This is a genomic window from Rathayibacter sp. AY1B6 (genome assembly GCF_002932755.1).
In the GTDB taxonomy this organism is placed as follows: Bacteria; Actinomycetota; Actinomycetes; order Actinomycetales; family Microbacteriaceae; genus Rathayibacter.
Window position 1 is genome coordinate 121,835 of the sequence record NZ_PSWL01000003.1, and the last position, 25,761, is coordinate 147,595.

Sequence of the window (25,761 nt, forward strand, 5' to 3'; positions counted from 1 at the left end):
GCCATTGCCAGAGAATCCTCAGGTCGGAGGCGTATTCCGCGGCTTCTGAGGGCGGCCCCGACGGGCGTCGCGGAGGGTGTCGACGGCCGCTCGGGCGAGGTCGGTGCGGTCGGTCACGAGCCCGTCGATCCCGAGCGCGAGGAGCTGCTCCATCCGCTCCGGATCGTCGATGGTCCAGAGGTGGATCTCGCAGCCGGTCGCTCGCAGCCGGGCGAGGATCCGCGGCTCGGCGACGGGGAGGCCGAGCGCGCGCTCGGGCACCTGGAGCGCGTCGATGCCGCGGAGAGCGAGGCGCACGGGGAGGGCGGCACCGAGGTGTGCGGCGACCAGCGCGACGACGAAACGGACCGCCGACGCCGAGGTGGCCGCACCGGGCAGGCGGCGGAGGGCGGCCGCACGCCGACGCTCGGAGAACGAGGTGACCAGGACGCGCTCCGCGGCGGCGGCACCGGCGACCGCAGCGACGACCGGGCCGACCGCGTCCCGCGACTTCACGTCGATGGTGAAGCGGGCCCGGGGGAGTGCGGCGAGGGCCTGCTCGAGGGAGGCGAGCCGGGCACCGCCCGCCAGCCGGAGGTCGGCGAGCTCCTCCCACCGGGTGTCGGCCACGGCGTGGCGGCGGCCGGAGCGGTCGATCACCTCGGCGTCGTGGACGAGCACGGCGACCCCGTCGAGGGAGGCGCGCGCGTCGGTCTCGAGGAGGTCCGCACCCGCGGCGAGGGCACGCTCGAAGGCGGCGAGCGTGTTGCCCTCCGCCGGCGGGCCGAACCCGCGATGCGCGAACACCCGGGGCGTCGGCCCGCTCAGGACGAGGGGTCGCTCGGAGGCGCGCATCGCGGGCGGGATTCCGCGGATCAGACGGCCGGCGGCGGGGGAGTGTGCGCGGAGTCGGGAGTTCCGTCGATCGGCGCGGGCGCCACGGGGGCGGACGCGTCCGATCCGGACACGACAGGCGAGGAGCCGACGGACCCGGATGCGGCAGGCGCGGACGCCGCGGGCGCCGCGTCCTGCGGGCGGACCGCCGGGGCGGTCTGACTGCGCTGGCCGAGCGCGCCTCCGATGCCCTTCAGCGCCTCGGTGAGCTCGCTCGGGATGACCCAGAGCTTGTTCGCGCTGCCCTCGGCGATCTTGGGGAGGGTCTGGAGGTACTGGTAGGCGAGGAGCTCGCTGTCGGGGCGGCCCTCGTGGATGGCGTGGAAGACGGTGGTGATCGCCTTGGCCTCACCCTCGGCCCGCAGGACCGCCGCCTTCGCCTGGCCCTCCGCCGCGAGGATCGCGGCCTGGCGCTGACCCTCGGCGTTCAGGATCTGGGACTGCTTGGTGCCCTCGGCGGTGAGGATCACGGCTCGACGGTCGCGCTCGGCGCGCATCTGCTTCTCCATCGAGTCCTGGATGGAGAGGGGCGGGTCGATGGCCTTGAGCTCCACCCGTCCGACGCGGATGCCCCACTTGCCGGTGGCCTCGTCGAGGACGATGCGCAGCTGCCCGTTGATGTTGTCGCGGGAGGTCAGCGCCTCCTCGAGGTTCAGGCCGCCGACGACGTTGCGGAGCGTGGTGGTGGTCAGCTGCTCGACCGCGCCGAGGTAGTTCGCGATCTCGTACGTCGCCGCCCGGGCGTCCGTCACCTGGAAGTAGACGACCGTGTCGATCGACACGACGAGGTTGTCCTCGGTGATCACGGGCTGGGGCGGGAACGAGACGACCTGCTCGCGCAGATCGATCAGCGGGCGGACCCGGTCGATGAACGGCACGACGAGGTTGAGGCCCGGCAGCAGGGTCTTGTGGTACTTGCCGAGGCGCTCCACGACCCCGGCGGTGGCCTGGGGGATGATGCGGACCGCCCGGAAGAGGACGACCAGCGCGAAGAGGACGACGGCGGCGACGACGACGATCGTCACGACGGAGGACGGTGTCACGGTGTGCTCCTTTCGGCGGGGACGACGACCGCGGTCGCGCCCTCGATGGCGGTGACGACGACTCTCTCGCCGACTCCGAGTGTGCGGTCCTCGACGAGCGGGGACAGGCGGACGGTCCAGGTCTCGCCGTTGGCCAGCTTGACCTGCCCGGCTCCGGGGCCGGCGAGCACGACGCTGCCGGCGAGGCCGAGAAGAGCGTCCGCTCCGCTCGGGGTGGGATCGCCGCCCCGCTTCAACAGCCGCAGCAGCGGCGGCCGGACGGTGAACAGCAGGAGGGCGGCGAGGACGGCCGCGACGGGCACCTGGACCCAGAAGGGAGCGCCGACCAGCCCCGTCAGCAGACCGCCGATGCTGCCGACGGCGAGCATCAGGAACGTGAACTCGAGAGTGATCATCTCGACGATCACGAAGATGAGGATCAGCGCGAGCCAGAGGATCCACGCGTACTGGGTGACAGCGTCCATGCTGTGTGCTCCTTCCCCTCGACGAGCATTCCCAGGCTATCAACGCCCCCCGGACGAGGGCTGGGAGAGGAGGGGTGCGCCGAGGGTCTCGAGGCGCTTGGTAGACTCCTCCGTCGGGCCGCGGCCCGTCATCGTGCCCGATCCGGTCTCCGAGCCGGCGTTCTGGAGGAATACCCGTGTCCAACCCCCTCGCCCCCGGCTCCTTCGACGGCAAGCGCGCTCTCGTGACAGGATCGTCCCGCGGCATCGGCGCCGACACGGTCCGCTACCTGGCCGAGGCCGGAGCCCGCGTCGTCGTCAACTACCGCTCCAAGGCGCCGCGCGCCGACAAGCTCGTCGCGCAGATCGTCGAGGCCGGCGGCACCGCCATCGCCGTCGGCGCCGACCTCACGGACGCCGACTCGCGCACGGAGCTCTTCTCGCGCATCGAGAAGGAGTTCGGCGGACTCGACGTCCTCGTCCTGAACGCCTCGGGCGGCATGGAGAGCAACATGGGGGAGGACTACGCGATGGTCCTCAACCGCGACTCGCAGGTCGCCGTGCTGGACGCGGCGCTGCCGATGCTCGGCGAGGGCTCGCGTGTCGTGTTCGTCACGAGCCACCAGGCGCACTTCATCCGGACCACGCCCACGATGCCCGAGTACGAGCCCGTCGCGCTGTCCAAGCGCGCCGGCGAGGACGCGCTGCGCGAGCGGATCGGCGAGCTCGCCGATCGCGGCATCGAGTTCGTCGTCGTCTCGGGCGACATGATCGAGGGCACCATCACGGCGACTCTGCTGGAGCGTGCGAACCCGGGCGCGATCAGCTCGCGTCGTGAGTCGGCCGGCAAGCTCTACAACGTCCAGGAGTTCGCGGCCGAGGTCGCTCTGGCGGCCGTCGAGCCGATCCCCGCGGACAACACCCGCCTCGTCGGCGACATCTCCGACTTCGCCTGATCCTCTCTCGAGCTGACGCCGGTGCGCAGGCCAGGTGCGCAGGTCTGCGAGCGGCTGAGGACGACTCCGGTGAGCGGCAGCGGACCGGTATCGGGGAGTCCGTCCGCGCCGACGGGTTCCGCTCATCGGCGGCCGCCGGGCGGAGCACGCGCTTCGACACTCCGACGGAGACGTGCTGGTACGAGGACGTCGAGCCGTGGGTCGAGCGCTCGCCGATCCGCTGACGCCGTGCCGGGCGGGCGGACGCACGGACCGGCCGCGATCCCGGTCCGTCCGCCTGTTCCGTCGTTATCCGATAATGCACATTATGTCAGTTCGAAGACGACCGACGGGGACGCGACCCGGTGAACCGGCTGCTTCACCGGTCTCCGTCACCGGCGCGGATCCCTCCTGATCAGGATCGCCCGAACCGTCTCCACAGCGGGCGAGCCGTCGAGAGCACGAGCGCCGCGAACAGGCTCTGGCTGACGACGCCGAAGAGCGAGAGTCCGCCGACGACCGCGAGAACGGTCCAGTTCGTGGTGATGTCGGCGATCATCACGGCGCAGCCGAGCACGATGCCGGACCGCCGGCGGAGGACGATCAGCGCAGCGACGACCGGGTCGAGGACCGTCAACGCCGTCCAGAACAGCCGGACGCCGGGAGGGAAGGCGCTGTAGGCGTCCACTCCCCCGACGATCAGATCGGTCAGGTGAGTGGTCGTCCCGACGAGGAAGCCGATCACCCACGCGGCGCGGAGCACTCCGAGCGCTCCTGCTGAGGATGAGGAGGCGATCACCTCGCCACCGTACCGGGCTCGATCCGCCCGCGTTCGGCCTCTGACGCACCGCTCAGAGCTGCCCGACGAGGTGCGCCTGCCGGCCGTCGCGCGCGAAGACCGGGATGACGGCCAGGGGCGCATCGGCGACGATCCACTGCCCGCCCTCGTGCTCGGCGCCCGTCGAGAGCTCGGTCCACCGCGCTCCGGCGGGAAGGTAGACCCGCCGTGAGACAGCTCCCGAACGAGTGACCGGAGCGACCAGCAGGTCCGAGCCGAACAAGTACTGGTCGGCCAGATCCCAGGCCTCCGGGTCGCCGGGGAACTCGTGGAACACCGCGCGCAGCACCGGCTGCCCGTGCTCGTGGGCCTCGCGCATCGCCTCGCGCGTGTAGGGCCGCAATGTCTCCCTCAGGTGCAGCAGGCGCGTGAGGATCGGGGTGGCCTCCTCGCCGAAGCTCCACACCTCGTTCGCGGCTCCGGTCGCGGCGCGGCGGCTCCCGTCAGCGGCCGTGACCGGTGAGGACGGCGCTCGGTCCCCGTGCAGGCGCATCACGGGGCTGAACGCGCCGAACTGGAACCAGCGCACCAGGAGCTCGCGGAACTCCGGGTCGGCCGGGTCTCCCCCGGCGAAGCCTCCGATGTCGGTCGTGAACCACGGGATCCCCGCGACCCCCATGTGGATGCCGGCCGTGATCTGGTGGCGGAGATCGGCGAACGTCGAGTGGATGTCGCCCGACCACACGAGCGCGCCGTAGCGCTGGCTGCCCGCCCACGCGGTGCGGACGAGGTTCACGATCGCGGTCTCCCCGCTCTCGCGCTGCCCCTCGAAGAAGCCGCGGGAGAACGCCTGCGGGTAGAGGTTGCCGACCTGCACGGCGGGGCCGGCGGCGTAGCGGTAGTTGTCGAAGTCGTAGACGCCGTACTCGGGCTCGGCCTCGTCGAGCCAGAAGAGCCGGATCCCGTGCTCGCCGTAGTTGCGCCGGCACGCCTCCCAGACGAATCTCCGGGCGGCGGGGCTCGTCGCGTCGTAGAACGCGCTCGGACCCTCGAACTGCATGTGCAGGTCCAGGCCGCGCTCGGCCTTGACGAGCAGGTTCCCCTTCTTCATCGCGATGTAGTTCTCGGACTCGACCGACACCTGCGGCCAGACCGAGACCATCAGCTCGATCCCGAGCTCGCGCAGCTCGGCGACCATGGCGGACGGATCCGGCCAGAACTCCTCCTCGAAGCGGAAGTCGCCCATGTGCGGCCAGTGGAAGAAGTCGGCCACGATCACGTCCATCGGCAGGCCGCGCCGCCGGTGCTCTCGGGCGACCTCGAGCAGCTGCTCCTGGTTCCAGTAGCGCAGCTTGCACTGCCAGAAGCCGAGGCCGTGCTCGGGCATCATCGGGACGTGCCCGGTCGCGTCGGCGTAGGCCCGGGTGATGTCGGCCGGGGTCTCCCCCGCGGTCACCCAGTAGTCGAGCTGCTGGGAGGACTCGGCGGACCACTCCGTGCGGTTGGCCGCGAAGGTCGCGCGGCCGATCGCGGGATTGTGCCAGAGGAAGCCGTACCCGCGGCTCGAGAGCACGAACGGGACGCTCGACTGGGAGTTGCGGTGCGCGAGCTCGAGCGTGCAGCCCTTCAGGTCGAGGATGTCCTGCTGGTACTGCCCCATCCCGTACAGCTTCTCGTCGGGGGACGTCTCGAACAGCGCGGTCAGCCGGAAGTCGCCGCCCAGGTGCGGACGCTGCTCGCGGGCGCGCAGCTTGAGCGCACCTCCGCTCCCCAGCTCCCGGAAGAGCAGCTCCCCTCGACGGTCGTAGAAGGAGAGGGTGCAGGAGAGCTCGTGGTAGCCGGTCTGGTACCCGTAGCCCTCCTGCTGCTCGAGGACGACGGTGATCCCGCCGGCGCGCAGCGTCGCCCGCGGTCCCTCGATCGAGACCTCCGGCGCGTGGTGCTCGGGGGTGATCAGCGCCCAGTCGGTGTCGAGGACCTCCCCGGACCGGCGGGCGCGGACCCGGACGCTGTCCCTCCCCCAGGGCTCGACGACGACGGTCTCGCCGTCCCCGCGCCAGACGAGGCGGTCCCCCTCGAGCGCGAACGCGTCGGTGTCCATGTGCTCCTGCTTCCTCGAGTCGGGCACGGCGCTCAGTCCTTGACCGCGCCCGCGGTGACCCCGGCGGCGACGTAGCGCTGGGCCACGATCAGCAGCACGGCGGCCGGGATGGAGGCGATCACGGCGGTCGCCATGATCCCGTTCCAGTTGGTGGTGGTCGATCCGATGTAGCGGTAGAGCCCGAGGGTGAACGGCACGATGCTGTTGCCCGAGGTGAGCGAGTTCGCGTTGAGGAAGTCGGCCCAGGCGAACAGGAACGAGAACAGGCCCGCGGTCACGATCGAGTTCCGGCTCAGCGGGATCACGATCGAGACGAAGGAGCGCCAGTTGCTCGCACCGTCGATCCGCGCGGCCTCGATCAGCTCGTCGGGGATGCCGAGCATGAAGGCCCGGAGGATGATCACCGCGAACGGGACCGAGGCGGTCGCGTCGGCGAGGATCAGGCCCGGATACGTGTTGAGCAGCCCCAGCGCGTTGTAGATCGCGAACAGCGCGGTGACCAGGACGATCCCGGGGATCATCTGCGCGAGCAGGAACACGAACATCACGACGCCGGTCCCCCGCACCCGGAACTTCGCCATCGCGAAGGCGGCGGGCAGGGCGATCGCCAGCGTCAGGATCACGCAGCCGATCGAGATCACGAGGCTCGTGATCAGGTTCGGCAGCTGCGTCGAGAACGCCTGCACGTACCCGTCGAGGGTCGGGTCGCCGGGGAACAGGCTCGGCGGGGTCTGGATCAGGTTCTGCGGCTTGGTCAGCGAGACGTTGACCATCCAGTACAGCGGGAACAGGAGGAAGCCGCAGAGCACGATCGCGACGACCACGTCGATCCCGCGGCGCAGCCCGGTGGTGTGCCGGTTCATCCGAGGTCCTCCTTGCGCTGGGCGCGGATGTAGATCACGCCGAAGACGAGGGCGACGATCACGAGGATCTGGCCGGCCGCCGCTCCGACTCCGAACTGCAGGTCGGTGAAGGACTGCTCGTAGGCCCACGTCGCGAGGGTGTGCGAGCTGTTGGCCGGCCCGCCCTTGGTGAGGATCCAGATGACGTCGAACACCTTGATCGTGTAGACGAGGCCGAGCAGCAGCGTGACGGAGGTCACCGGTCGCAGCAGCGGCCAGGTGATGCTCCAGAACGAGCGCCAGCGCGACGCGCCGTCCAGTGCCGCCGCCTCGTAGAGGCTCTCCGGGATCCCCTGCAGGCCGCCGTGCAGCAGCACCATGTTGAACGGGATGCCCAGCCAGATGTTGGCGATGATGACGGCCCACAGCGAGACGGACGGATCGGTCAGCCAGCCGACCGAGGTGCCGATCGCGGCGTTCAGGATGCCGAACTGCTGGTCGAAGATCCAGCGCCAGGCCGTTGCCGAGACGATCAGCGGCAGGAGCCACGGCAGCAGGATGAGGGAGCGGAACGTCGCCGAGAGCGGGAACCGGCGGCTGAAGAACAGCGCCAGAGCCATGCCGATCGTGAACTGACCCACCAGCGAGACCACGGTGAAGACCACGGTGTGCCAGGCGATGCTCGCGAAGATCGGATCGGTGACGACCGTGACGTAGTTGTCGAAGCCGACGAAGGGGGCGACCCCGGTCACGAAGGACGACGGTCCGAAGTCCTGGAGGCTGAGGACGACGCCGCGGATGATCGGGTAGACGAAGAACACCGCGAGGAAGATCACCACGGGCGCCATGAAGGCGGCAGCGGCGAGGCGGAGGTGGGAACGGGGTCGGCGGCGGGCGGGCGGCCGCACGGCCGCCCCGCCCGCGACCGGCGCCGTGAGCACGGCGGGGTCGGTCATGCGGCCGCTACTTCAGGCTCGCCGCGGCGTCGTCGAGGGCCGCCTGCGGCGTCTTCGAGCCGGTCAGCGACTCCTGGATCGCGGTCCAGAGCGCCTTCGAGGTGTCGGGGTAGGCGACTCCGAGGTCGCTGGTGCGTCCCTGCGCGACCGAGATGGCCTCGACCCACGGCTGGAGCGCGGGGTCCTCGGTCGCCTGCTCGGCGGCCGCGTCGGCGTACGGCATGATGTACGACTGGCCGGCCGCCCACGCCTTCAGACTGTCGGGCTGGATGACGCACTGCGCGAACTCCGTCGCGAGGGTCTGCTTCGCGGCGTCGGAGGCGACCACCTCGACGAACTCGCCGCCGAGCGGGCTCGGTGCCGCTCCCCCGTCCTTCGCCGGGATCGGTACGACGCCGTAGTCGATGCCCGCCTCGTCGAGGGCGGAGAGCTGCCACGTGCCGTTGACCATCATCCCGAGCTTGCCGGCGAGGAACTGGTCGCGGACGTCCTGCTGGTTGGCGTTCACGTTCGCCTGCGAGGCCGATCCGCTCTTCACCAGGTCGGTCCAGAGCGCGAGCGCCGAGACGGCGTCGTCGGAGGAGATGTCCTCGAGGGTGGCGCCGGAGCCCCAGAAGAAGGGCAGGAACTGGAACGTGCCCTCTTCCGTGCCGATCGCCGAGAAGCCCAGCCCGGTGACGTCGCCCGTGGTGAGTGCCTTCGCGGCGGTCGTCAGCTCGTCCCAGGTCGTCGGCGGGGTGACGCCGGCAGCCTGGAAGAGCGCCTTGTTGTAGAAGAGCGCGAGGGTGTTCGACCCGATCGAGGAGCCGTAGGTCTTCCCGTCCAGCTGGCCGGCCGCGAGCACGTTCGGGAGGACGTCGGTCGTGTCGAGGCCGGAGGTCGCGTTGTCGACGAGCAGGCCGGTGTCGGCGAACTTCGCGACGTTGGGGTTGTCGAGGACGACGAGGTTCGGCGTCGTCTTCGATGCGGCCGACTGCAGGAGCTTGGTGGTGAGGTCGGGGTCGGAGGTGCGCTCGAGGGTGATCCCGGTCGAGGCCTCGCAGCCGGCCAGGAGCTGGCCGTAGGGCGACGACGCGTCGTACTGGGTGAAGCTGTCCCAGAGGGTGAGCGACTTCGACGAGTCGTCGCCCGCTCCCTGTGCGCTGCACGCGCTGAGGGCGACTCCGGCGAGGAGGACGAGGGAGGCGGCGCCTGCAGCCCGCTTGATGCTGTTCTTCACGGTATTCCTCTCTGAATACGGTCGGATCGAGCGGAGCGCTCGCGCCGGGAAGAGCCTCCGGAGGCACCCGCCGAGGCGGTCCGTCCGGAAGTCGTGGCGAGCCTAACCGAGTTGGAGAACCGGTTCAATAGATCGCGGAGAACCGGTTCACCGACCGCTGGCTGAACGCCGCAGACGACTGGGTCGACCTCAGCCGCGCGCCCGCCGCCACGAGGGGACGACGCCCCGGCTGGTGCCCGGCGAGAAGGGCGCGGTGGTGCCCAGGTCGACGACGACCGCGGGCAGCAGCTCCGTCACTCCCGGAGTCGCGGTGCCGGCGAGCTCGTCGAGCACCAGGTCGACCGCCCGCGAGACCATCTGGTCGCCGGGCAGGTCCACGACGGTGACCGGCTGGTCGGCGTGGCGCATCACCGCCTCCGGGGCGATGGTCATGATCGAGCAGTCCTCCGGGACGCGCAGGCGCAGGCCGCTGAGGCGCTGCAGGAACGGCTCGAGCACGCCCGGCCCGTGCGTGACCACGGCGCTGAGGCCGGGGAGCTGCTCCTGCGCCTGCTCGAACCAGTCGTCGACGTCGTCGGTGCTGGGGATGACGGCGCCCCGCACGCCGCGCAGGCGGCACTGGTCGAGGAAGCCCTCGCGGAACCGCAGTGCGAAGGCGTAGCCGCTCTCGTAGGCGTCGGGGCCCATGCCGAGGACCGCGATCTCGACGTGCCCGAGGTCGGCGAGGTGGTCGACGGCGACCCGCGCGGCGCCGTCGAAGTCGAGGTCGATCGCGCTGAACGGGCTGCCCTCGCCCGGGTAGCCGACCAGCGCGGTCGGCAGGCCTATGCTCGCGAGGACCGGCAGCCGGGGGTCGTCCCGGCGGATGTCCATCACGACGAGCGCATCGGCGAGGACATCGCGTGAGAGCTCCCCCTCGCCCGTGCCCATCATCAGCAGGTCGAAGCCCCGGGCGCGGGCCGCGTACATCGCCGCCCGCACGAAGCGCATGAAGACGTCGACGTCGGTCTGCCGCGACTCCGGATCGACGGAGGCGAAGAAGCCCAGGATGTTCGTGCGCCGCAGCGCCAGGGCCCGCGCCATCGGGTCGGGCCGGTAGCCGAGCCGCTCCACGCTCGCGAGCACGCGCAGGCGGGTCGCCTCCGGGAGCTTCTTGTTGCCGGAGAGCACGTAGGACACCGTGCTGCGGGCCACCCCCGCATCGGCCGCGACGTCGCGAATGGTCACCATGGGCTCAGCGTAGTGAGGGCTCGGCGGCGGAAGGGCCCGCCATCGGCCCCCTCGACCGGTGGGCGGCAGCGTGCGGACCCGGGCGGTAAGGCCGTCCCGCGGACGTCGGCAGGGGCCGAGCAGGTGCTCCCGGTTGCGCGCGCATCCGGCCGGCACGTACGGTCGTCGGGTACCTCGTCGCGAGCCGCGACGTCGGTGCGGCCGCCATACCGGCCGATCCAGCGGCTCGCGGTCACGGGGGCTCCCCGCACGGAAGACGGATTCTTGCGCTCCAGCACCGGTACTGCGTCCACGACGCAGCAGCTGCTCTCGCACTGACGTCCCCCGTGCCCGCCCCTCAGGGGCGAGCCGCTGCTCCCTCGGAGCCCGGTGGTCGTCGTGCGCCGACACCGACCCCTGGAGCACCGTGCCCTCCACGTCCCGCACCACCCCGCCCGCCGTCGTCCTCCACGACTGCACGTTCGTCTGGCCCGACGGCTCCGTCGTCCTCGATCGCGTCACCGCTGCGTTCGGCCGTGGTCGCACCGGTCTCGTCGGCGCGAACGGCGCCGGCAAGTCGACCCTCGTCCGCCTAGTCACGGGCGACCTCTCCCCCTCCGCCGGGAACGTCTCGACGACGGGACCCGTCGACCTGCTGCCCCAGCGCCTCCGGCGGGGGCCCGACGACACCGGCGCCGATCTCCTCGGGATCCGGCAGCGCCTGGACGCGCTGCACGCGATCCTCCGCGGCGACGCGGATCCGCGGCACTTCGAGGTGCTCGCGGACGACTGGGACCTCGAGGCCCGGGCGCTCGCCGCACTCGGCGACGCCGGTCTCGACCTGGAGGAGGCGGACCTGCTGCGGCCGGTCGCGACCCTCTCGGGAGGGCAGGCCGTCCTCACGGCCGTGACCGGCGTCCGGTTGCGCGACCGGCCGATCGCCGTGCTCGACGAGCCGACGAACGACCTCGACCGGCGCTCCCGGGGGCTTCTGCTCGACCTGGTCGACCGGTGGCGCGGGACGCTCGTGCTCGTCAGCCACGACCGGGAGCTGCTCGAGCACGTCGACGAGATCGCGGAGCTGCGCGACGGCGCGGTCCGCACCTCCGGCGGGACGCTCTCGGCGTTCGAGGAGCGGCTCGCCCTCGAGCAGGCGGCCGCGGAGCGCGATCTGCGCGACGCCGACCGGCTGCTGCGCGCCGAGCGGCGGCAGCGCATCGAGGCCGAGACGACCATCGCGCGCCGGGCGCGGGCGGGAGCGCGATCGGCGGAGTCGATGCCGGCGATCCTCGCGCACGCCAGGAAGGGCCGGGCCGAGGCGACCGCGGGGCGCCTGCGCTCCGGGCACGGCGCCGCGGAGGCGCAGGCCCGCGAGCGGGTCGACGCAGCGTCGCGAGCGGTGCGGGACGACGACCGGGTCCGCCTCGACCTGCCGGACCCCGGGGTCGCGGCGGGACGTCGCCTCGCCGAGCTGACGGTCGGCGGTCGGACCACGGTCCTCCAGGGGCCGGAACGGATCGCCGTGACCGGCGCGAACGGGATAGGGAAGACGACCTTCCTGGAGCAGCTCGTCGGCGCGGCGGGAGCGCGTGATCATCCGCTGCCCGGCACGACGGCCGCAGCACTCACGGACCGGATCGGCTGGCTTCCGCAGCGTCGCGAGAGCCTTCTCGACGAGGAGGCGACCGCACGGGAGCACGTCGCGCGGGCCGCGCCGGACCTTCCGGTCGTCGAGCTGCGGAACGCCCTCGCGCGGCTCCTTGTGCGCGGCGACGTGGTCGATCGGCCGATCGTGACGCTCTCGGGCGGCGAGCGCTTCCGCGTGGCCCTCGCCAGGCTCGTGCTGGCGCAGCCCGCGCCGCAGCTGCTGGTGCTCGACGAGCCGACGAACGACCTCGACACGGCCACGGCCGACCACCTCGTCGACGTGCTCGCCGCGTGGCGGGGCGGCCTGATCGTCGTCAGCCACGACGAGGCGTTCCTCGACCGGCTCGGACTCCACTCCCGAGTGGTGCTCGACGCGGAGTGACGGCTGGTCCCCCGGCCCCCGGCGGTTCTGGCCTCGACCGCGCTCCTGCCGCCGGGGAGACTGGCCGGGCCCCTCCCGCCCCCAGCGAACGGACCGACGTGCTCACCGGACTCAGTGCCTTCCCCCTCACACCGCTGCGCGACGACAGCATCGACGAGCGGTCGTTCGCCGCTCTCGTCGAGCGGCTCGCGCTGGCGGGAGTCGACTCGATCGGCGCGCTGGGGTCGACCGGCTCGGCTCCGTACCTGGACCGCGGCGAGCGCCGGCGCGCCGCCGAGATCGCCGTCCGCAGCGCCGGCCCGGTGCCGGTCGTGATCGGGATCGGGGCGCTGCGCACCTCGCAGGTGCTGGCGCTCGCCGAGGACGCGCAGACCGCCGGGGCGAGCGCGGTGCTCCTGGCGCCGCTCGGCTACCAGCCGCTGACGGACGAGGACGTGCTCGGGCTCTACGAGGACGTGACGGCTCAGCTCTCGGTGCCGCTCGTCGTGTACGACAACCCCGGGACCACGCGCTTCTCCTTCTCCGACGACCTCTACGGGGCCGTCGCCCGGCTGCCGCGGGTCGCCTCCCTCAAGATCCCCGGTGTGCCGGAGGGGGCGGGTTCCGCCGCGGCGCACGTGCGCGAGATCAGGGCGCGGGTGCCGGAAGGGGTCACCATCGGGGTCTCGGGGGACGCCGCCGGTGCGCGCGGGCTTCTCGGCGGCTGCGACGCCTGGTACTCGGTGATCGGCGGCCTCTTCCCGCGGGCGGCGCTGTCGATCGCCCGGGCGGCGCAGTCGGGCGACGAGGCTGCCGCGAGCGCGGCATCGGCGCGCCTGCAGCCCGTCTGGGACCTCTTCGCGGAGCACGGCGGCAGCTACCGCGTGGTCGCGGCGATGGCGGAGCAGCTCGGTCTGGCCGAGGCGCGCTGCCTCCCGCGTCCGGTCCGCGGGCTCGACGCACGGGCGCGGGCCCGGGTCGCGGAGGTCCTGGCGGAGCTGGGGTCCGTGCTGGAGTGATGCTGGGGCGGGCCGACCGTTAGGACGGGCCGGACGAGAGGAGGCGTCGTCGCTCCGGACGCCCGTCCGGCGGCCACGAACAGTGCGTCGAGGACTCGCCTTGCCCGGCGCGACGGAGCAGCAGCTGCCGTCGCCGAGCGACTGACGCAGATGGACGGAGCGACAGGTCCGTCCTCCCGCTAGCGTTGTCCGCAGACCCCCCGCCGACCCGGACCGTCCGCTGATCTCGTCGGCGCGCGGTCACTGCACGAGGAGCTCCCGTGTCCCCCGACGAATCCGCAGGAACCCCCTCCCGAGCCCCCGGTCTCCGGCGGCGCACCGTCATGGGCGGCGCGCTCTCCGGTGCTCTCGCCCTGGGGGCGGCGGCGCTCCCGGCCGTCTCCGCCGCCGCCTCCCCCGTTCCCGGCCTCCCCGGGGAGAAGTCCCGGACGATCAATGTGACGACGAAGAACCGCGGCGTCCTCTACGACGTCCTCACGATCTCGATCGGCGGAGACCTCGCGCGCGTCTTCGTCCCGCAGACGGTGAAGCCGCGGCAGGCGGCGCCCGTCCCGGTCATCTGGTTCATCCACTCGGCGCAGGCCGACCACACGTCGCTGTCCAGCGTCTTCCAGTACCCGGCCGAGCTCGCCGTCGAGCGGGGCGCCATCGCGATCTGCCAGACGCTCGGCGGCACGGTCTGGACCAACGACACCGCGCAGAAGCACCAGCGGAACGGCTACGCCTACCTCTCCGGCCAGTTCCCGATCGCCGCGAGCTACCTCTGGGCGATGTCAGCGGGCGGGGCGCTCGCCTGCGAGAACTACGGCGCCCGGGTCTTCCCGGGGATCAACGGCGTGTACCTGGTCAACGGCGTCTACGACCTGCGCGACACCTACAGCCGCACCGCGCGAGGCCGCTTCTCGATCGGCGGCGCCTTCGACGGCAGCACCGCTCAGATCGACTCCCACAACCCGAAGCGGCTGCCCGCCTCCGCCTGGGCGGGCGCGAACATCCGCGCCGTGGTCTCCGACACGGCGCACCCGGACCCGAGCGTTCCGCCCGCTCTGCACGGACTCGCCCTCGTCTCGCGAGCGACACCGACGGCGAGGGAGGCGACTGTGCGGACGCACGGGCTCGGCCACAACGCGCCGTCGTGGGTGAACCAGGACGGCATCGACGCGATCTTCCGCTGGCACACCGGGCAGGGCTCGGCGCCCGCTCCCGCGCCCACCGCGACGCCGACGAGGACTCCCACTCCGACGGCGACGCCGACGAGGACTCCCACTCCCACGGCGACGCCCACCCCCACCAGGGCGCCGGTCGTCGTCCGCCCCTCACCCGCCGGCGGCTGGGACTTCGATCAGGCGGACGCCCCGTACGCGGGAGGGGCGGGGTCTCCGTTCCGACCGCGCTGAGCGGTCGTCAGCCGCCCCACCGGGAGGGCGTGCCGAAGGCGGTGCTCCGCGGCGCCCTCTTCCGGACAGGGCCGCTAGAGGACATTGTCAGCGGCGGGACGGCCGTGCCACGGTTCGAGGGCGGCCGATGAGGGCCGTCCCGACCGAAGGCAGCACATGCGCTCCAGCACCGTCCCTCCTCCTCCCGCCGTCGAGGACGGCACGTCGCAGCCGCGGGATCCAGGGGCGGCGCGACGGCTCCGGCGGGGCCTGCTCGGGCTGACCGCCACCGTCGCGCTCCTCGTCGGCGCCGCTGTCCCCCTCGCGGCGGTCGCCGCTCCGTCGGCCCCGGTCCTCGGGGTGGCGGCCTGGGGAAGCAGCGCCGACGGGAAGACCACGGTCCCGGCCGGGGTCGAGGGCGCCCTCTCCCTCGCCGCGGGCCGGACCCACAGCCTCGCCGCGAACGGCGACGGCAGGGTCGTCGCCTGGGGCCGCGGTTCGTCCGGGCAGACCAGCGTCCCCGAGGGTCTCACGGGGGTCGTCGCGGTCTCCGCCGGCGACTACAGCAGCCATGCTCTGAAGAGCGACGGGACCGTCGTCTCCTGGGGCTACGACGGTGACGGACAGGTCTCGAGGAGCGCCGCGCTGACCGGGATCGTCGCGATCTCGTCCTCCCGCGACAACAGCCTCGCGCTCGGCAGCGACGGCACCGTCACCTCCTGGGGCAGCAACGGGCTGGGCGAGGGCCTGGTCCCGACCGGGCTCGGAGACGTCACGGCCATCGCCGCGGGCCAGCGCCACAGCCTCGCCGTGTCCGGCGGCAGGGTGGTCGCCTGGGGCTGGGACCTCTACGGGCAGACCGACGTCCCCGCGGGCCTCGAGGGCGTGGTCGCCGTCGCGGCGGGAGAGACCCACAGCCTCGCGCTGAAGGAGGACGGCACCGTCGTCGCCTGGGGTGCGAGCTCCGACTCGGTCGTCGTCGACTACGGCCAGACCACGGTGCCGGAAGGTCTGTCCGGAGTCGTGGCGATCGCCGCCGCGTCGGACTACAGCCTCGCGCTGAAGGGCGACGGCACGGTCGTCGGCTGGGGCCGGAGCTCGGCCGGGCAGCTGCAGTTCCCCGCGGGTCTCGCCGGCACGACCGCTCTCGCGGCCGGACCCGATCACGTCCTGGCCCGGGGCCCGCGTCCCGTCCTGACGGCGGATACTCCTCCCGCGTCCGGGTCGCTCGGAGCGGCCGTCTCGTACACCTTCGCGGCCGACCGCCCCGCCTCGTTCGCGGTCGCCTCCGGCTCCCTCCCCGACGGCCTGACCCTCAGCGCGTCCGGACTCCTCTCCGGCACGCCGACGACCGCGGGGACGTCCACCTTCGCCGTCTCCGCACGGAACCCCTTCGGGGCCACCGTCGGCGCCACGCACACCTTCGCCGTCGCGGAGACGACGGTCGCGCCGACGCTGGCGGGCGACCCGCCCGCCGCGACGGTCGGCACCCTGTACGACTTCGACTACAGCGTGACGGGCACCCCCGCCCCGACGGTCTCGCTCGTCTCCGGCCGGCTCCCCGCGGGCCTGAGCCTCGATGAGCGCGGCGGCCTGACCGGGACGCCGACCACCGCCGGCCGCTCCACCTTCACGCTGCGGGCCTCGAGCACCGCCGGGAGCGCGGAGACCACCAGCACCGTCGTCGTCTCCCCCGCGGACGCGGCACCCGCGATCTCGGGCACCCCCGGGGCGGGCGTCGTCGGCACCCCTTACGACTTCGCCTACACCGTCGCGGGCTTCCCCGCGCCGTCAGTGGACGTCTCCTCCGGTGCGCTCCCGCCCGGCCTCACCCTCACTCCGGCCGGACGCCTGTCGGGGACTCCGTCCGAGGCGGGCACCTTCGCGTTCACGCTGGCGGCCCGCACCGGCACCGCCTCCGCGGAGACCACCAGCACCGTCACCGTCTCGTCGCCGACGGTCGCGCCGACCCTCTCCGGGACGGTCGCGGCGGGCGTCGTCGGCTCGGCCTACGACTTCCGCTACGCGGTGAGCGGCACGCCCGCCCCGTCGGTCTCCCTGGTCTCCGGCGCACTGCCCGCCGGGCTCACCCTCGACGCGACCGGGCGCCTCTCCGGGACGCCGACCACGGCCGGCACCACCACCTTCAGCATCCGGGCCGTGAACTCGGCGGGCACGGCACGGGCGACGAGCACGCTGACGGTCTCGCCGAAGCAGGTCGCGACGAAGGCCGATCTGCGCGTCGACCTCTCCGGGCCCGTCTCGGCGGTGAAGGGGAGGACGCTCACCTACACCCTCATCACGACGAACGCCGGTCCGGCCCCCGCGGCGTCGGTCTTCTCGCAGGTCGTCCTGCCCGCGGGCGTGCAGTTCGTCTCGGCGACCGGCTCGTACACCAGGGTCGGGAACGTCGTGGTGTTCCAGCGGGTCGGCCTGGCGGACGGGCGGACCGTGTCGGAGAAGATCACGGTGAGGGCGACCGTCCCGGGCACGGCGACCGCGCTGGGAGCGGCGTTCTCGACGAAGACGCCCGACCCGTCGATCCGCAGCAATGCGGACACGGCGAGCACGACGATCCGCTGACCGCGGGAGCGTGACGGCGGGCGGTCCCTCGAGGGCCGCCCGCCGTTCCGCGTGCCGGGAGGGTGGAGGTCCGGCACGCCCGCGCCTCGTCTCCGACCGCTAGCCGACCTGAGGGCGGTAGAAGCGCACGACCGGGAGGGCTGCCGTCGGCGTCTCGCGCACGACGATCTCGAGGCGCTGGATCAGGGCCGGGACGGTCGGCGTGGTCTCGAACCGGCACTCGAGCTCCCCGTCGCGGCCCGGCAGGAGGAAGGCCGCCTGCGCTGCGGAGGCGCTCCAGAGCAATCGCTCTGCCAGCGGCCGCGCGGTCGGGTCCTCGGCGAGCCCGCCGATCTCCGCGATCGCCGTGCCGAGGCGGCGAGCGCGCACGTCGGCCGGCACATCGCTCAGCAGGTTGGGGCTGAACAGGGCGCCACTGCCCGGCTCCCCCGCCCGGGCGAGGTCTCCCGCGACGATCGCGGCCTCGACGGCGGCGGCCGCGGCGAGGGTCGACGGGAGGAGGGCGATGGTCCGCGCCGGCGGAGCGGTGTCCTCGAGGGCGGCGCGGAGCAGTCCCGTCGCGGCGGCGGCGAGCTTCGCCCCGTTCGCGGTCGCGAAGACCACGGCCCCCAGGCCCGACTCCAGATGCCAGCGCATGTTCGACGACCAGCCCGGCAGGCCGCCGGAGTGGTGGGCGATCCCGCCGAAGCGGACGTCGTGCTCGACGACCAGGCCGAACCCGTAGGCGGAGCCGTCGAGCGTGCTCTCGACGGCGCGAGGGCCCAGCGCGGGGACCGGCGTCCAGCCGCGCTGCATCTCGCGGCGGGAGGCGCGGCTCAGCACCGGATCGTCGTCCGCGCCGTCCTCGCCCTCGAATGCGGAGGAGAGCCAGCCGCTCCAGCGGGCGATGTCGCCGACCGTGCTGAACATGCTCGCCGCGCAGGCGCCCGCTCCGGTGCCGGTGACGGGGCGGGGCACCCAGGTCGCTCCGTCGTCGAAGGTGCTGAAGCCGGCCGCCAGGTCGGTGCCGTCGGGGTAGTGGCCGCTGTTGTAGCGCGTGTCGTGGAGACCGAGCGGCTCGAGGATCGTCCGCGTCGCGAAGGAGGGGAAGTCCTCGCCGGTCACGTTCTCGACGAGCACGCCGAGCAGCCAGAAGCCGATGTTGGAGTACTGGTAGACCTCGCCCGGCCGCTCCGTGAAGGTCAGCCCGCGGCCGACGACCTCGAGGAACTCCTCCCGCGTCAGAGCCATGACGTCGTCGGCCCAGCCGTTGTCCTCCGGGAGCCCCGAGCAGTTGCTGAGGAGCATCCGGATCGTCACGGGCAGCGTCCGGCCCGCGGAGTCGACCGGATCGGTGAACGCGGGAACGTGATCGGCGATGCGGTCGTCGAGGCGGAGCAGCCCGCGGTCGCGCAGGATCAGCACCGCCGCCGCCTCGAAGCTCTTGGACATGGAGGCGATGCGGTGCACGGTCCCGGGCCCGGGAGCGGCCCCGTCGAGGCGGTGCTCGCCGCGGCCGTGGTGGACGAGCAGCCCGGTGCGGTCGAACAGGGCCCAGCTCAGCGAGGGGGCCGGCGGCGCCTCCTCGTCGAACCACCGGGCCAGCCGGTCCTGGAGCGGCGGGGAGAGGAGCGTCGGCCGAGGGAGCGTCATGCCCTCATCCTCCCGCACGCGGCACAGGCCCGGGCGGAGGAGCAGATCCGTCGAGCGCTCGTCCTGGTCCGGCGGACGGACGAGTCCCGTCGAGAGCCCGAGCGACCGCCGTCACCTGCGAGCCGGACGAGGAACTTCTCAGGTCCTCTTGCGTGTCGCAGGCCCGGAACCTAGTTTTGTCGAACCGGTTCGAAGCACTGTTGCTCCGACCCCGGACCGACGCCCGCCGTCGTCCGGCCGGCTGTCCCCACAGAAAGTGACCAGCGTGACAACGATGTCCTCCCCGAGGCGCGGCACCCGCTCCCTCGCCCTCGCGCTGAGTGCCGCGACACTCGCCGCCCTCGCCGTCGCTCTCCCGAGCGCCGAGTCCGCCTCCGCGGCCGACACCTCCGTCCCCGCCGACGCGCTCATCCTCCAGTACGACTTCGAGCAGGGGCAGGTGTCCGGATCCACGGTCGCCGACCTCTCGTCGAAGAAGCTCGACGGCACCGTCGTCAACAGCGCGAGAGCGACGTACGTCGCGGGTCGGAAGGCCGGTACGACGGCGATCGACCTTCCCGGGGGCGCGGCGGACTCGACCTCCGCGCCCTACCTGACCGTGCCGAACGGGCTCTTCCAGGGCGTGACGCAGACCACCGTCTCCGCCTGGACGAAGTGGTCCGGCACCGGGGGCTTCCAGTGGCTGTGGTGCCTGGGCATCAGCCCCGACGCCGCGTCGGCCTTCGCTCCGTCGTTCGACGGCGGCAGCGCCCGCGCGATCATCAAGCAGCTGAAGGACGGCGGCGAGACCGGGGTCTCCAGCTCCTCGCCGCTGCAGAAGGACCAGTGGGTCAACGTCACCGCGACGATGGACGGCACGACCGTGACCCTCTACCTCAACGGTCTGCAGGTCGCGACGGCTCCCGCCTCCGTCGATCTCGCGAAGCAGCTCTACTCCGCCTCCGCCTCCAAGAGCGGCAACATCGGCCGGGCGCTCTGGAACGTGCACCCCTACTTCGACGGAGCGATCGACGACTTCCGCGTCTACAACCGCGCCCTGACCGCCGCTCAGGTCCGGGGGCTGGCGGGCGACGCCGCACCGGCCGTCACCGGCGTTCTCTCGACGAGCGTCGCGGTCACTACCGGCATCGGCGTCGCGCCGGCCCTGCCGGGGGTCCCCGCCACCTACTCCGACGGCGTGAACCGCGACGCCCCGGTCACCTGGGAGAGCGTCCCCGCTGCCGCCTACGCGAAGCGCGGAACCTTCACCGTGAAGGGCACCGTCACCGGCCTCGGCACCGCGGTCACGGCGACCGTCACGGTGCGCGCACTCGACGAGATGACCATCGACCTCGGCACGAGCACCGGAGAGTTCATGGGCGGCGCGTCCGGCACCCTCTACGGGGTCTACGGCGAGGGCCTCCCCTCCGACAACCTCCTCGAGGGGATCGACCTGCGCACGGTCTCGACCAAGGCGCAGGACGGGCCGCAGCACCCGGGCGCCGACGCGCTCAGCGTCGCGAAAGCCGTCGCCGACACCTCGGACGGCGACACCTACATCTACATGACGGACATCTACCGCGGCTTCCCCTACGAGTGGCCGGGCAGCACTCCCCAGGAGAAGCTGGCCGACTACCAGGCGAAGATCGCCACGCAGGTCGACCAGGTGCTCGCGCTCCCCGAGGAGTACCAGGACAACATCGTGTTCGTGCCGTTCAACGAGCCCGAGGGCAACATGTTCGGCAACGGGAAGTGGAGCTACAACGGGAAGAGCTGGCTGGAGGACCCGACCGCGTTCTTCGCGGCCTGGGACAGCACCTACGCGCTGATCCGCGACAGGATGCCCGACGCCCGCATCGCCGGACCGAACACCAGCGTCCTCTACGACCAGGTCCGCGGGTTCATGACCCACACGCTCGAGCAGGACACCGTCCCCGACGTGATGACCTGGCACGAGCTGAGCGCCCCGGGTGAGATCCGCACCAACGTCGACCGCTTCCGGGCCTGGGAGGACGAGCTGTACGCGGGCACGTCCTACGCCGGGAAGCACCTGCCGGTGAACCTCAACGAGTACGCCTTCAACTACCACACCTCCGTGCCCGGCCAGATGGTCCAGTGGATCAGCGCGCTCGAGGACAAGAAGGTCGACGGCGACATCGCCTACTGGAACATCGACGGCAACCTCTCCGACTCCGCGGTGCAGGCCAACCGCGCCAACGGCCAGTGGTGGCTCCTCAACGCCTACGCCTCGATGACCGGCGACACTGTCGCGGTCACGCCGCCCAAGCCCGGCCAGAGCTACACCCTCCAGGGCGTCGCGACCCTCGACACCGCCGCCAAGCAGGCGAGAGCCCTCTTCGGAGGCGTCGGCGGCTCGCAGAAGGTCGCGTTCGAGAGCGTCCCGGCCGCCACCTTCGGCTCGAAGGTCCACGTGGAGGTCAGCGAGATCCGCTGGACCGGCCAGGTCGGCGACTCGGGAGCCCCGCAGACGGTGAAGGAGTTCGACGCGTCCGTCGTGGACGGCGCCCTCTCGCTGGACTTCGGCGGATCCCTCCCCGCGCTCGACATCGACTCCGCCTACGAGGTCGTCCTGACCCCGGGCGCCAACGCGTCGTCGCCGTCCGCCTCGCCCGTCGACTTCCGCCAGAAGTACGAGGCCGAGGACGCTCGCTACACCGGATCGCGGAACCTCAACGGACCCGAGGGCTCGCCGACCAACGTCGGCGGCTTCTACACCTCGGGTGGACGCAACGTGGGCGGGATCCGCACCGGCGGCGACCTGAAGCTCGACTTCGCGGTCACCGTCCCGAAGGACGGCGAGTACGACCTCAGCGTCTTCGCCAATTCCCTCAACACCTACGCCGCCAACGCCCAGCAGGGCCCGATCAACGCGTTCCTGAGCGTCGACGGCGCTGCGGAGCAGGAGATCCTCCTTCCGCTGGCCTACAAGTTCGTGGTCTGGGACCACGCGGACACGAAGGTGAAGCTGACCGCCGGCACCCACACGATCTCGCTCGCCGCGAAGAACCTCGCCGGCACGAAGTCGACCGTGGGCGACGCGATCGTCGACAAGATCGAGCTCTCCCTCCCCAGCGCGGCCGCCGCGACCTCGATCCACGAGGCCGAAACCGGCACGCTCGAGAACGGAGCGACGGCCGACTACTCCCGCACCGGGGTCTCCGGATCGGGCACGGCGATGCTCACCAGCGGCGCCTCCACCACTGTCTGGGGCTACTCCGCGAAGGACGCGCCGTCCTCCGTGACGGTGGACACCCTGGGCGGCGGCACCGGCGACCTCTACGTCAACGACGTGAAGGTCGGGCCGGTGGGCGCGAGCTCGACCCGTCAGGTCTTCCTCTCGGGCGGCGTGAACAAGATCGAGGTCGTCGGCACGAGCGGCACGCTCCTCGTCGATCGGATCGTCATCGGAGCGAGCGCGAACCCGCCCGCGACGACGAGCTACGAAGCGGAGGCGGCCACGATCACCGGCCCCGCCACTGTCCGCGACCTGTCCTTCGCGTCGGGCGGCAAGGCCGTCGGGAACATCGGCGGCGGACGCGACGGCGATTCGACCCTGACCTTCGGCGACGTGAAGGCCGAGCAGGACGGGACGTACGCGCTCACGTTGCGCTACTCCAACGAGGAGCAGTCCCCCGCGACGCACTACAACCCCGACCCGCTCGCCCGCCACGCGGACATCACGGTCAACGGAGTGACGCAGCGCGTGCTCTTCCCGCACACGTTCCACCAGAACCAGCTGTGGGACCTGAGCGTGCCGGTCACGCTCAGGAAGGGCTCGAACACCATCGCGATCACCTCGAAGGAGCTCCCGGGCTTCGACGGGACGACCTACCTCTCCGACACCTTCCCCGGCGTCCTGCTCACCTCGCAGTACGCGCCCAACATCGACAGGATCTCGGTCACGCCCTTCGTCGGACGGACCGCGGGCTTGACGGTGACCGGCACGGCGGCCTCGCGCTGCACGGCGGGGAAGGTCACGATCACGGGGACGGCGACCAACACCAGCGCGGTCGCCGCTGACATCACGATCGGTTCGGCCTGGGGCACGAAGACCTTCACCGGGGTCGCTCCCGGCAAGACGGTCTCGGCCGCCTTCAGCACCCGCGCTGCGAGCGTCGGAGCCGGCGCTCTCGACGTGCGGATCGCGGGGACTGTCGACGGCGCTGCGGCGAGCGGATCCACGGCACCGGCCTACGGTGCGGCGCGCTGCGGCTGATCCGTCCAGAACGCGCTGACGCGGCCGGGCTCCTCGTGCGCCCGGCCGCGTCGGCGTGCCGTCGGGACCGGACGGGCCGCGACGGGGACGAGCGCGCCGTGGACGAGCAGAGCGCCGGAGCCGGAGCGTCCGGTCCTCGGGCAGCGGACGCGGCGCCCGAGTTGCGTGCGCCGCGCCGCACTGCCACTCTCGACACGGTTCGAGCGGGGGTGGAGATGGCCACGATCGGAGACGTCGCGAAAGCGGCCGGGGTCTCGCGCAGCACGGTGTCGTACGTCCTCTCCGGCAAGCGCAGCATCTCCCCCGAGACGCGCAAGCGGATCGAGGACGCGATCGCCGAGCTCGACTTCACGGTCAACGCCGGAGCACGAGCGCTCGCCACGCGCCGCACCATGGCGCTGGGCCTGCTCGTCCACTTCGACCCGGACGAGTTCGCACCCGCGATGGTCGAGTACGTGCTCCCCATCACGGCCCGCGCCCGCGAGCTCGGCTACGACGTGCTGCTGGCCACCGAGGCCGACGGGGCGGCTGCGGTCCGCCGGCTCACGCGCTCCGGCCAGGTCGACGGACTGATCCTCCTGAGCGTCGCGGACGACGACGACCGGCTGCCCGTCCTGCGCGCCTCGCGGCGGCCCGGTGCCGCCCTCGGCGTGCCCGCGGACGCCTCCGGGGTGGACGTCTTCGACCTCGACTTCGGCGACGCGGCCCGCCTGCTGATCGAGCACCTGGGCGCCCTCGGGCATCGGAGCATCGGTCTCATCACTCCTCCTGAGCGCGTCTTCGACCGCGGAGGCACCTACGGGCTCCGGTTCCGCGAGTCGGCTCTCGAGACCGCCGGCCGGCTCGGCATCGAGCTGGTGCTGCGCCCGGCCGCCACCGCCGCCGACGCCGTCGAGCCGATGGTCGCGGCGTTCCTCGATGACCACCCCGGTCTCACGGCGCTGGTCGTCCACAGCGACCGCACGATCGCGATGCTCCCGGCGATCCTCGGCCGACGGGCCGTCGTCGTGCCCGAGCAGCTCTCGGTCGTGAGCCTCTACTCGGCGGAGTTCGCCCGCGACTTCTCACTCCCCTACAGCTATGTCGAGACCGGCCCCGCCGAACTCGGCGCGCACCTGGTGGACACCCTCGTCGAGCGGATCGAGCAGCCGTCCCGCGGCGAGGAGCCGTCGATCCGCCTCCTGCCCGCCCGTCTCGTCGACCGCGGGAGCGCCCGGGCGGTCTGAGCCCCGGACGCGGAAGACATCGAGGCCCGCTCAGAAGCGCGAGGCGACCTCGTAGAGGACCTCGTCGTCGCCCGCGTAGATCCCGTCCCGGCGCGGCCAGTGCGCGATGACGTCCGTGAAGCCGAGCTCCTCCGCCCGGCCGGCCATGTCCTCGAACCGGGTGACGCTCTCGAGGGAGTAGTCGCTCCCGGAGTCGAGGGACAGGTGGCGCTCGACGGTGCGCGGGTCGCGCCCGGCCGTCTCGAGCGCTGCGTCGAGCCGCCGGGAGAGAGACGCGATCGCCCGCCACCACTCCTCGCTCGACACTCCCTCCGGGCCGGTGGTGACCCAGCCCTGCCCGCGCTCGGCGACGAGCGCGAGGCCCTTCGGCCCGTTCGCGGCGAGGACGAGCGGGACGCGAGGGCGCTGCACGGGCTCGCCCACCATGCGCGCCGAGCGGGCGGTGAACCACTCCCCCTCGAGGTCCACGCCGCCCGAGCCGGGCTCCTCGAAGCGCAGCAGCGCGTCGAGGGCCGAGACGAACTCGGAGAAGCGCTCGTGCCGCTGCCGGGGCGAGTACTCGGGCTGTCCGAGCACGCGCGCGTCGAAGCCCGTGCCGCCCGAGCCGACCCCGAGGACCGTCCGACCGCCCGAGATCTCGTCCAGCGTCGCGATCTCCTTGGCGAACGGCACCGGGTGGCGGAAGTTCGGGGAGGCCACGAACGTGCCCAGGCGGAGCGTCTCGGTCACCATCGCAGCAGCGGTGAGGGTGGGGACGGTCGCGTGCCACGGCTCGCCGGCGAGGGAGCGCCAGGAGAGGTGGTCGTACGTCCACGCGTGGTCGAAGCCCAGGCCCTCGGCCGACTGCCACTTCCGGCGAGCCTCGGCCCACGGGTCCTGCGGGAGGATGACGATGCCGTGTCGCATCGTCCGAGTGTACGAGCGCCGCAGGCTCAGAGCGCGGCGGGCGGCACCGGGGGCGGATCGGGCACCTCGTCCACGACCGAGCGGGGGACCATCAGGGTCGGCATCCGCACGCGCAGGCGCAGCGGTTCCCGCTCCGAGACGCCGAGCAGCTCGCGGGCGGCGCTCCGCACCTGCCGGGCCAGCGCCGGGTGCACGGCTCCCGGGTCCTCGAACGCGGCGACCAGCTCGCGCAGCACTCGGGTGGTGCTCCGCGGGTCGCCCTTCTGCCTGGGCATCGGATCGGCCCCTCACTCTCGGCACGGCCGTCAGGGTCCCGGCGGTGCAGCGGATGTCTCGCGCCGACGGTAGGGCCGGGGACGGCGCCGTGGCACTGAGGTTGACAACGGGAGCGCCCGG

General features: G+C 72.4%; 19 protein-coding genes. 7 read left to right on the plus strand and 12 right to left on the minus strand.

All coding sequences use genetic code 11. The features are described from left to right. Positions 1-18 precede the first annotated feature (18 nt). From C5D08_RS02415 to C5D08_RS02425, 3 genes are read right to left on the minus strand one after another with little or no spacing between them, the layout of a single operon-like run. On the minus strand, positions 19-834 hold the full coding sequence (locus C5D08_RS02415; RefSeq protein ID WP_104275644.1) for a glycerophosphodiester phosphodiesterase family protein: 816 nt from the start codon (positions 832-834) through the stop codon (positions 19-21). Positions 835-854: 20 nt separating this feature from the next. Then, entirely contained in the window at positions 855-1,898 is a 1,044-nt protein-coding gene (locus C5D08_RS02420) for an SPFH domain-containing protein (protein ID WP_374953934.1), read from the minus strand. 14 nt (positions 1,899-1,912) lie between these two features. Then, entirely contained in the window at positions 1,913-2,380 is a 468-nt protein-coding gene (locus C5D08_RS02425) for an NfeD family protein (RefSeq protein ID WP_104275646.1), read from the minus strand. Between the two features lie 176 nt (positions 2,381-2,556). Here C5D08_RS02425 and C5D08_RS02430 point away from each other — a divergent pair, with 176 nt between their 5' ends. Then, positions 2,557-3,315 (plus strand): SDR family oxidoreductase, encoded by a 759-nt coding sequence (locus C5D08_RS02430; protein ID WP_104275647.1) that lies wholly within the window; start codon positions 2,557-2,559, stop codon positions 3,313-3,315. Positions 3,316-3,709: 394 nt separating this feature from the next. Here the strand turns inward: C5D08_RS02430 and C5D08_RS02435 are convergent, their stop codons facing one another. From C5D08_RS02435 to C5D08_RS02460, 6 genes are all read right to left on the minus strand, one after another. Continuing rightward, the gene (locus tag C5D08_RS02435; protein ID WP_146082646.1) at positions 3,710-4,093 is read right to left on the minus strand and encodes a hypothetical protein; all 384 of its coding nucleotides are present in this window, start codon (positions 4,091-4,093) and stop codon (positions 3,710-3,712) included. A 52-nt stretch (positions 4,094-4,145) separates the two neighbouring features. After that, positions 4,146-6,173, minus strand: coding sequence for a TIM-barrel domain-containing protein (locus C5D08_RS02440; RefSeq protein ID WP_104275649.1), 2,028 nt, complete (start codon positions 6,171-6,173; stop codon positions 4,146-4,148). 32 nt (positions 6,174-6,205) lie between these two features. Further along, positions 6,206-7,036 carry a carbohydrate ABC transporter permease gene (locus C5D08_RS02445; protein ID WP_104275650.1) on the minus strand — a complete coding sequence of 277 codons (831 nt, stop codon included), beginning with the start codon at positions 7,034-7,036 and terminating at the stop codon, positions 6,206-6,208. Further along, a complete protein-coding gene (locus C5D08_RS02450) occupies positions 7,033-7,971 on the minus strand; it encodes a carbohydrate ABC transporter permease (protein WP_104275651.1) in 939 nt (312 codons plus the stop codon). The genes C5D08_RS02445 and C5D08_RS02450 overlap by 4 nt, the downstream gene beginning before the upstream one ends. Positions 7,972-7,978: 7 nt before the next feature. After that, positions 7,979-9,190, minus strand: coding sequence for an extracellular solute-binding protein (locus C5D08_RS02455; RefSeq protein ID WP_181109966.1), 1,212 nt, complete (start codon positions 9,188-9,190; stop codon positions 7,979-7,981). Between the two features lie 189 nt (positions 9,191-9,379). After that, on the minus strand, positions 9,380-10,420 hold the full coding sequence (locus C5D08_RS02460) for a LacI family DNA-binding transcriptional regulator (protein WP_104275653.1): 1,041 nt from the start codon (positions 10,418-10,420) through the stop codon (positions 9,380-9,382). A 406-nt stretch (positions 10,421-10,826) separates the two neighbouring features. Between C5D08_RS02460 and C5D08_RS02465 the strand changes: the two genes are divergently transcribed. The 4 genes from C5D08_RS02465 (at position 10,827) to C5D08_RS02480 (ending at position 17,385) form a co-directional block, all read left to right on the plus strand. Next, positions 10,827-12,428, plus strand: a complete 1,602-nt coding sequence (locus tag C5D08_RS02465; RefSeq protein WP_104275654.1) for an ATP-binding cassette domain-containing protein — start codon at positions 10,827-10,829, stop codon at positions 12,426-12,428. A 98-nt stretch (positions 12,429-12,526) separates the two neighbouring features. Then, complete coding sequence (locus C5D08_RS02470; protein ID WP_104275655.1) at positions 12,527-13,426, plus strand: dihydrodipicolinate synthase family protein; 900 nt, start codon at positions 12,527-12,529, stop codon at positions 13,424-13,426. A 260-nt stretch (positions 13,427-13,686) separates the two neighbouring features. Next, positions 13,687-14,823: a hypothetical protein gene (locus C5D08_RS16880; protein ID WP_181109964.1), complete on the plus strand. Its 1,137-nt coding sequence runs from the start codon at positions 13,687-13,689 to the stop codon at positions 14,821-14,823. 156 nt (positions 14,824-14,979) lie between these two features. Beyond that, positions 14,980-17,385 (plus strand): putative Ig domain-containing protein, encoded by a 2,406-nt coding sequence (locus C5D08_RS02480; RefSeq protein WP_104275656.1) that lies wholly within the window; start codon positions 14,980-14,982, stop codon positions 17,383-17,385. Positions 17,386-17,484: 99 nt separating this feature from the next. On the opposite strand, the gene C5D08_RS02485 is transcribed toward C5D08_RS02480, so the two are convergent. Then, positions 17,485-19,017, minus strand: a complete 1,533-nt coding sequence (locus C5D08_RS02485; RefSeq protein WP_104275657.1) for a serine hydrolase — start codon at positions 19,015-19,017, stop codon at positions 17,485-17,487. A 274-nt stretch (positions 19,018-19,291) separates the two neighbouring features. Here C5D08_RS02485 and C5D08_RS02490 point away from each other — a divergent pair, with 274 nt between their 5' ends. Next, on the plus strand, positions 19,292-23,233 hold the full coding sequence (locus C5D08_RS02490; protein WP_104275658.1) for a LamG-like jellyroll fold domain-containing protein: 3,942 nt from the start codon (positions 19,292-19,294) through the stop codon (positions 23,231-23,233). Positions 23,234-23,448: 215 nt separating this feature from the next. Continuing rightward, a complete protein-coding gene (locus C5D08_RS02495) occupies positions 23,449-24,459 on the plus strand; it encodes a LacI family DNA-binding transcriptional regulator (protein WP_104275701.1) in 1,011 nt (336 codons plus the stop codon). A 30-nt stretch (positions 24,460-24,489) separates the two neighbouring features. Here C5D08_RS02495 and C5D08_RS02500 read toward each other — a convergent pair whose 3' ends face one another. Together C5D08_RS02500 and C5D08_RS02505 are read right to left on the minus strand one after the other, a co-directional pair. Beyond that, on the minus strand, positions 24,490-25,365 hold the full coding sequence (locus tag C5D08_RS02500) for an LLM class flavin-dependent oxidoreductase (RefSeq protein ID WP_104275659.1): 876 nt from the start codon (positions 25,363-25,365) through the stop codon (positions 24,490-24,492). A 26-nt stretch (positions 25,366-25,391) separates the two neighbouring features. Continuing rightward, the gene (locus C5D08_RS02505) at positions 25,392-25,640 is read right to left on the minus strand and encodes a hypothetical protein (protein WP_146086047.1); all 249 of its coding nucleotides are present in this window, start codon (positions 25,638-25,640) and stop codon (positions 25,392-25,394) included. Between the last annotated feature and the right edge of the window lie 121 nt (positions 25,641-25,761).